Below are 2,242 nucleotides of genomic sequence, written 5' to 3'. Positions count from 1 at the left end.
GGTTAATATTCTGGGTTCATTGTTAATGGGCATTTTGTACGGTTTGATAGAGAAAGAAATTATCGCCACAAGCCCCGCTAAAACCCTTATTGGTATTGGCTTTTTAGGTGCGTTAACCACCTTTTCAACATTCTCAATGGACTCGTTGTTGTTATTACAACAAGGTCACTTTATTAAAATGGCCCTCAATATCATCTTAAATGTGATGATCTGTATTTTTATGGCTTGGCTGGGCCTTCAGCTGGTAATGCAAAAAGGTTAAAAAACTAACATGTTAGATTCTAAATATTTACGACAAGACGTTGAGCAAACTGCAGCACGCTTAGCGGCTCGTGGCTACGAGCTTGATGTTGCAAAAGTGACAGAACTTGAAGAACAACGCAAAACATTACAAGTAAAAACGCAAGAGCTTCAAAGTCAACGTAACGCCAGTGCTAAAGCCATTGGCCAAGCAAAAGCAAAAGGCGAAGACGCACAACCACTACTAGACGCAGTGGCAAATTTAGGCAGCGAATTAGACGCAACTAAAAAAGCGCAAGATGAAGTACTCAACGCCATTAACGACATTGCATTAGCAATTCCAAACTTGCCAGACGAATCAGTACCAGAAGGCGCTGATGAAGACGACAACGTTGAAATACTTACCTGGGGCACGCCTAAAAAGTACGACTTTGAAGTAAAAGATCACGTAGACGTAGGCCAAGACCTAAACGGCCTAGACTTTGAAATGGGCGTTAAAATTAGTGGCGCACGTTTTACAGTAATGCGCGGCCAAGTAGCGCGTATGCACCGTGCACTTACGCAATACATGCTAGATACCCACACAGATAAAAACGGCTATACAGAAATGTATGTACCGTACTTAGTAAATAGCGCAAGCCTTTACGGTACAAGTCAATTACCTAAGTTTGCAGGCGATTTATTCCATACATTAGGCCTAGTAAACGACGACGGTGAACAACAAGCTGGCTTTAGCTTAATCCCAACAGCAGAAGTACCGCTGACTAATAGCGCACGCGACGAAATTTACGAAGAAAGCGATTTACCGATTCGCTTAACTGCGCACACGCCGTGTTTTCGAAGTGAAGCGGGCAGCTACGGTCGCGATACACGCGGCTTAATTCGCCAGCATCAGTTTGATAAAGTTGAACTAGTTCAACTAGTAAAACCAGAAGATTCAATGCAAGCGCTTGAAGAGCTAACAGGCCACGCAGAGCAAATTCTACAAGCACTAGAACTACCATACCGTAAAGTAATTTTATGTATGGGCGACATGGGCTTTGGCGCAGCTAAAACATACGACTTAGAAGTATGGTTACCGGCGCAAGATACCTACCGCGAAATTTCGTCTTGTTCAAATATGGTCGATTTCCAAGCGCGCCGTATGCAAGCACGTTTTCGCCGTGAAGGTGCTAAAAAGCCAGAGTTACTACATACACTAAATGGCTCAGGTTTAGCGGTTGGCCGTACACTCGTAGCCATACTAGAAAACTACCAACAAGCCGATGGTTCAGTAGTAGTACCTGAAGTATTACGCCCATACATGGGTGGACTTGAAGTGATTGGGAAAGTTTAAAGTACTAGCTGTCATTTTTTAGCTGTAAGCTTTAGAAAGAAAGCCGCTGTTTTAACGAACAGCGGTTTTTTTGTTTTAGGAAAAGGTTCGAGGTTAAAGGTAAAAGCTGAGATATTAATTCGCAGTGAAATTCATTGTGTAAGAATCGGCTTCATACATATCGGCGCTATTTTTGTATAAGGCGTACTTTAACGCGTGACACACAATTAAAAACTTTTGCTGGTTTTATAATCTCGAAAATGGGCTTACAACACCATTGGCTCCTTGTTGTAAAACATGAGTATATATTTGGGTTGTTCGCACATCACTATGGCCTAATTGTGCCTGAACCGTGCGAATATCAGCGCCACTTTGCAATAGGTGCGTTGCAAATGAATGGCGTAAGGTATGTGGTGTAACGTGTTTCCTAATTTTTGCATCGTCAGCAGCCTGTTTAACAGCGCGTTGTAATTGCTTTTCATCAATATGATGACGCCTCAGCTGCTTACTCTCAGGATCAATGCTTAATTTATGTGATGAAAATAAATATTGCCACCCTAATTGTTTGTTATGGTTTGGATATTTTTTACGTAACAAATGCGGCATGTAAGCGCCGCTATATAAGGGGTTTTTCAGATCTAATTGCAGGTAACTATCAACTAATTGTATTTGAGAACGTAATTGCGG

General features: G+C 42.0%; 3 protein-coding genes. 2 read left to right on the top strand and 1 reads right to left on the bottom strand.

Translation table 11 applies throughout. The annotated features are described in order from the left end of the window. The coding region (locus B4F91_RS04985; protein WP_286936942.1) for a CrcB family protein at positions 1-262 on the top strand (262 nt) is incomplete at its 5' end. A 9-nt stretch (positions 263-271) separates the two neighbouring features. Beyond that, positions 272-1,576 carry a serine--tRNA ligase gene (serS, locus tag B4F91_RS04980; protein WP_055018482.1) on the top strand — a complete coding sequence of 435 codons (1,305 nt, stop codon included), beginning with the start codon at positions 272-274 and terminating at the stop codon, positions 1,574-1,576. Positions 1,577-1,801: 225 nt separating this feature from the next. On the opposite strand, the gene B4F91_RS04975 is transcribed toward serS, so the two are convergent. Continuing rightward, on the bottom strand, positions 1,802-2,242 hold a 441-nt coding region (locus B4F91_RS04975; RefSeq protein ID WP_288635398.1), incomplete at its 5' end, for a tyrosine-type recombinase/integrase.

Origin of the sequence: Pseudoalteromonas sp. UBA6610 (assembly GCF_002433295.1) — a bacterium.
Taxonomy (GTDB): domain Bacteria; phylum Pseudomonadota; class Gammaproteobacteria; order Enterobacterales; family Alteromonadaceae; genus Pseudoalteromonas; species Pseudoalteromonas atlantica.
The sequence above is the reverse complement of the archived record's forward strand: the minus strand, read 5'-3'. Positions and strand labels throughout refer to the sequence as shown.

Excerpts from the sequence above, each read along its gene's own strand:
- serS (WP_055018482.1), top strand. The coding sequence starts at position 272 with ATGTTAGATTCTAAATATTTACGACAAGACGTTGAGCAAACTGCAGCA.